A 6209-nucleotide genomic window follows, 5' to 3' on the forward strand; every position below is an offset into this window, starting at 1 on the left:
GCTACTAAATTAAATTCCTTATAAACATAAAAAATCCCGAAGGCTCTTACCTCCGGGATTTTTAGTTCTGTACATTATCATAGATTCCGGCTTGTGAAGACACAAGCCAGGGAGTAGAACTTTCATCAAACTTACTTTATCTACCAATCTCAACCTTTTCATTTTCATCGACTTCGTTACAGCGAAGTATTACTTGCGGAAAGATTGTGGGAGTTGCTGCGAAGACAATGGCCTTCGGGACTTTTTAGTAGTTTCTTATTTCTCAACCGCCAGTTTATAAACTGGCTCCCATTTATAGACACAAGTCACAGACTTGGCCAGAACGGTCTATTCCTTTTCAATAATAGATTCTTCAAGCAATATAATATCCTCAATTTTAATTAGCCTTTCTTTCAAATGCTTAGTTTTACTTTCTTTATCTTTATTCTTGCCAGTAAAATTTGCGAGCTTTATGATGATAGAATAATCCTGATATTTATCGAATTTCCATTCATTATTCACATAATTATACTCAACTGTTAACTTATCAGCATAGAGTCCCGAGTAACAATTATAAATGCCAACATAAAGACTTTCTTTTTGAGTAAACTCTAAATCTAATTTTTTATAGATTGAAAAAGCTAATTCGTCAACACTGGTTTTCTTTGACGCAAATAGCAAAAAATATTCTTTTATCATAGTTTATTATTGTTGTGTTGGAACCCTAACACTAGACCCTTTGGCTTTTATAGCCTCAACTGTTTTAAATATCATCACATTTACATCTCTACCTATTGAATTTGAAATTTCTTCGAGAAGATCACTAATGCCAAGTTTACTGGCTTCTTCACTTCCTAAATTTATAGGTCCTGTTCTATCACCTTTTACCAATCCCAATTCCTCTGCCTTTTTAAAGATATCCTCTCCTGTTAGAGCTAGATCAAAATCACTTTTCCTTCCAACATCAAAAAGCTCTCCAGTTTCAGCACTCCTAGCTGTAATAGAGCTTCCCTGCATGTACAAATTTGTATTTTTGTATCCTAATTTTGCCAATCCAGCCTGTATAGTTGTTCCAAATTGTTTAAATTGGCCAAAGCTTTTGAATCCAAGGGGTATAGAAAATAATATTGGTTTTACAGGTGTCTTAGCCAAAAGTGCTGTTGGACCTTTTTGCAAGAAACTAGAGGCTCCAAGAAAATCAATGAAGGTCCCAAGAATTGCTCCACCAGGTCCCTCAACTACCCACTCATATTCTATACTAAGTTCATACTTAAATGTGACTTCATTAAAATTCGTAAACACTCCATATCTTGCATACAAAACGTTTTTAGTAGTTTGACTCATTTGAGCTTGTTCTCTGCTTACTATATTCATCATTGAACACTGGGTTTCACATAACAAATAAGTTGCAATGTCTTCCCATTCTATATTGTCTAGTCTAGCCCGGAATTCGGCTGTCCTCAATCTATAATCAAAAGGTTCCTCTCCATCAATATCTACATTAACAATTGGACTATTTCCGGCGAACTGATATGGACTATAAAATGGATAGATTTTAGCTAAAGGATCTGAACTAAGAAATTTACCTAACCTAGCATCATAAACTCGTTTTCCATAATCATAATTATCATGAAACTCTGAATCCTTCTCCTTCCCGTTGAAGCCATAACGGTAATTCGTCTTAGTATATTTCCTACCTGGCATTTGACTACCAAATGCATAGTAGTCAGAAGTACTTGTAATATCAGCAGTATAAGAAAGAACATTGGTACCTGAAGCTACTGGGATCTTGCGATCTGTAAATACTGCAAGCACGTTACCCAGGTGATTACTTCCCTCAAACAGTTTTATACCTGTTTTTGAAGCAAATAACGAATTAGATACCGCTCCCAAGGTAGTAATATTTTTATTCAAATCAACCATTCCCAATCTGGTGCTGCCATAAATCGACTGCTCTTTCAGGAAAAATTCCTGTACGGTGGTCGTTTTCTTCTGCTCATAGGTACTCATCACATTGCCGGAAGCATCTCTTACATAGAACGTCGTAATCCAGGTAGAGGCATCCCCTTTGGTTGCTGCAGGCTTCTCAATCTTGGCTAATCTGTTCCCCTGAGCATCGTACTTAAACTCCAGATCCGACTTGGAGCTGACTGAAGAACGTGTTACTTTCGATATTTTTCCGCTCACTGTCCACTCGATTGTGGCTATTCCTTCCTGAACATCTGACTTCAGATTTCCAATTTCATCATAGTCATAATTGTTATTAGCCTGATTGTCTATATCATCAGCATAGTTTCCGTTACCTACCGCATCACTCACAGACCTTAACCTGTTCGTATTTCTGGTATAGCCATTGGCTATCGTCTCATACTTGTACGTGAGATCGTCCATGGCTAATGGTGATGTCGTTCCTGAGGTTACCAGTTTTCCGTTACGTGTCAGCTTCAGGATATTACCGTTGGCATCGTATTTAAAGGTTTCCTGATACGATCCGTCATTTCCGCCATTCCAGGTACCGGATGTGCCGGATGATGGATTTGCATCCGTGATAGCCGTGGTCATTCTGCTGATATTGCCATTGTATAATGCCGGTGCATCTGTAGTCAGGGACGTAATTCCTGCTGCTGAAGGTATACAAGTTTATTTTACTTGCTTTCGTTTGTTTAAACTATGGATCTGAACAAACATTGCAGAAACAAATACGACACATTCATTATCTTTCTCTATTCAACAGGAAAAGAATACCTGTTATCAGAGAGCTTTAGAAACCAGGTTCCTTATTCTACTGCATCATCATGGAGAAACATTATAATGAGTAGTTATATCGGCCATGAATACAGATCTATACAGAATGAATCACTGCAATTGTATGAGATACTTGAAGAACACAAAAATCTAAAACGAACTGTTATGATACTTTTCAAGGTCTGGCTTGCACTTGCTGCTTTCATAAAGCCTTTACTGAAGAAAACAGACAATGAAATTTTTATTAACCAGCTACAGAAACTCTTTACCATATTACCTAAAAAAACGGTTTTAAAACTTACGGGAATTAGTATCAATTCTTTTTACTACAGGATTCACAAGTTAAAAACTCAATGTAGCCTTTCTCCTGTTTCTCTTTGTCTGAAAAGACATCCTCTTCAGCTTGCTGTTAAAGAAGTGAATATTATGAAAGTTCTCTTCTCTGATATCCGATTTGCCTGCTGGCCTGTCTCTTCTATCGCCCACTATGCCAGAAGAAACGGATTATTATTTGCTTCACTGAGCACATGGTATAAATACAGTGCTCTCCTGGGTTTTAAAAGACGCTTTCCTAAACCTGAAGAAAAAACTAAAGGCATAGTCAGTACCAGACCCAATCAGTTCCTGCATGTTGATACAACTTTTTATACTTTGCCTAATGGAATTAAAACAGCCATTACTTTTGTCTCTGATAATTTTTCAAGAAAGATACTTGGATGGAGCGTTTCTGAAAAGCATGGTGCCGACAATGTAAAAGCCGCATTATATATGGCTATTCAGACAATACAAAAATTTCATCCCGAACATATATGTGCAACTCTGGTAGCTGATGGTGGAAGTGAGAACCATGCTGTATGTATTGAAGAGCTTATAACTTCTACTCCCCATCCTGAAATAACAAAAGTTATTGCTTTAAAAGATATAGCTTTTTCCAACTCACCTATTGAAGCTGTCAATAAAATCATGAAGCGTTACATCAGGCATGACCTGCCACAATCTTTCAAGGAACTTTTGAACTGCATTATAAGATCTATTGAAGACTATAATATTTTCAGACCTCATTATGCACTCAATGGACTTACTCCTATAGAAGCTTACACCCAAAAACTTCCCAATATGGACTTTTCTGAACAAATCAGACAAGCCAAAGCCATGAGACTCGAACAAAACAGAAAAAGTACCTGTCCGAAGTGTTAAACTACTTCTTTCAGATACTTTTTTTATTTTACTTTTTTAAAATCTCTTTCTTAAAAACAACTTCTTCAGACTCTCTTTATCTACAACTTTCAACCTTTTCATTTTCATCGACTTCGTTACAGCGAAGTATTACTTGCGGAAAGATTGTGGGAGTAGCACCGCCAATGAAGGGCCTACCTTCATCTTTTATATAGCATTGAAAGACTTTTTAATAAGTGCCGTCTTTCATTCTCGGCACACCTTGCGCCAAAACGGGATTAGCGCTACTATCTATTATATCCTTTAATCCATTTAAAAAAAATAAAATAAATAATAATAATAGATGTTGTAATGAATCCTATAGAACAAAAAACAAGACTTAGATTGTTTGAAAATTTATCCCATGCACTTACCATCACTATCATTAGTAAAAGTGCTGTTATCAATTTTGCTAACACATATGCTTTTACAATTTTATAATTCTTATTAAAGAATAGTATATACATTATTACTTCTATAATAATTGATATTACTAAAGCAGGTAAAGTTCCAGGTAAATGGAAAAGACGGAATAAGTTATATATTAAAGTTATTCCAATGGAATACAATCCAAAAACATAATGTAATAGTATTACCAAAATCAATATTATTAAATTTTGTCTACTCATTTTACTTTACTTTTTCCTGATATGTATGTGTTACTGTAGATTTTTTTACAGATTTATTATTTTGGTACTGTTCAATAGTTTCGGTTGTAGTTACATTACGATATCTGTATTCTTGTCCATTTCTCATTTCTGTTTGAATATCTCCTTTTTTAGTTGAAAATGTACTCACTGTATTAATATCAAATTTCCCATTAGAATTTCTTGTAAAATTTGTAATTCTTGATACAGTGTTTGCTTCAACGTCTATCAAATTAAAACTTTTAATATCAGTATAAAATATCCCTGATTCTGCAAAACCTTGGTCAATATAACTATAGTATCCCGTTTTTGCTACCTCTTCAAAAGCATCAACACTCGGTGGATTATACAAGCCGTTAATACTTTTTGGCGATGAGAAAGAACGAAGCTTATCTCCATATCTTGGATTTATAACTGCTGCAGCTTCTTCCGAAATTAAACTTGCTGATCTATCGGGGCTAGGAAAATCATCAAAGATACCGATTGGAGCGCCATTGTCTTTTCCTACAGAAAATTTAAGTAACTGCGAACTTGCCCAACTTAGCAATTCAGCATCCTTCTTAGGCGTTAGATGTATCTTAGGATCATAAGTATTAGCAACTACAACTGAATTCGTCAAACTAATTTTTGAAGTTTTTCCGGTACGAGGATCAATAGGATCTTTTCCATCAGGATCAACATATCTTATTGGATTATCCCTAACAAAATTATAAGGACTCCAACCTACATATTTAGCAGCAGAAGGATCTAAACTTAACCATCTTCCAATTCTCGGATCGTAAATCCTCGCTCCAAAGTCATAACTATTTCCGCTACCTTTAACTTCATCATCTTTCTCCATCCCGTTGAATCCATAACGATAATTCGTCTTAGTATATTTCCTACCAGGCATTTGACTACCAAATGCATAGTAATCCGAAGTGCTTGCGATATCAGCAGTATAAGAAAGAACATTGGTACCTGAAGCTACTGGGATCTTGCGATCTGTAAATACAGTAAGCACGTTACCCAGGTGATTACTTCCCTCAAACAGTTTTATACCTGTTTTTGTAGCAAATAACGAATTAGATACCGCTCCCAAGGTAGTAATATTTTTATTCAAATCAACCATTCCCAATCTGGTGCTGCCATAAAGCGTCTGATCTTTCCAGAAAAACTCCTGTGCGCTTGTGGTTTTTCTTTGCTCATATGTACTTATTACATTACCCACTCCGTCCCTTACATAATACAATGTTATCCAGGTAGATGCATCTGTTTTGGTCGCTGCAGGCTTAGAGATTTTAGCGACCCTGTTTCCTAATGCATCGTACTTAAACTCCAGATCTGGCTTTGTGATACCTGAAGAACGTGTTACTTTCGATATTTTTCCGCTCACTGTCCACTCGATTGTGTCAATCCCTTCCTGAACATCTGACTTCAGATTTCCAATTTCATCATAGTCATAGTTGTTATTAGCCTGATTGTCTATATCATCAGCATAGTTTCCGTTACCTACGGCATCACTCACAGACCTTAACCTGTTCGTATTTCTGGTATAGCCATTGGCTATCGTCTCATACTTGTACGTCAGATCATCCATGGCTAATGGTGATGTTGTGCCTGAGGTTACCAGTTTTCCGTTAA

Annotated in this window: 4 protein-coding genes; 1 reads left to right on the plus strand and 3 read right to left on the minus strand. The window is 36.1% G+C overall.

The genetic code is table 11. The features are described from left to right. Positions 1-327: 327 nt before the first annotated feature. Positions 328-678: a hypothetical protein gene (locus MYP_RS24410; protein ID WP_045469957.1), complete on the minus strand. Its 351-nt coding sequence runs from the start codon at positions 676-678 to the stop codon at positions 328-330. A 6-nt stretch (positions 679-684) separates the two neighbouring features. Next, positions 685-2541: an RHS repeat domain-containing protein gene (locus MYP_RS24415; RefSeq protein ID WP_045469960.1), complete on the minus strand. Its 1857-nt coding sequence runs from the start codon at positions 2539-2541 to the stop codon at positions 685-687. A 108-nt stretch (positions 2542-2649) separates the two neighbouring features. Between MYP_RS24415 and MYP_RS24420 the strand changes: the two genes are divergently transcribed. Next, complete coding sequence (locus MYP_RS24420; RefSeq protein WP_045469963.1) at positions 2650-3921, plus strand: DDE-type integrase/transposase/recombinase; 1272 nt, start codon at positions 2650-2652, stop codon at positions 3919-3921. Positions 3922-4569: 648 nt separating this feature from the next. Here MYP_RS24420 and MYP_RS24430 read toward each other — a convergent pair. Continuing rightward, the coding region (locus MYP_RS24430; protein WP_045469969.1) for an RHS repeat-associated core domain-containing protein at positions 4570-6209 on the minus strand (1640 nt) is incomplete at its 5' end.

Origin of the sequence: Sporocytophaga myxococcoides, assembly GCF_000775915.1 — a bacterium.
Taxonomy (GTDB): Bacteria; Bacteroidota; Bacteroidia; order Cytophagales; family Cytophagaceae; genus Sporocytophaga; species Sporocytophaga myxococcoides_A.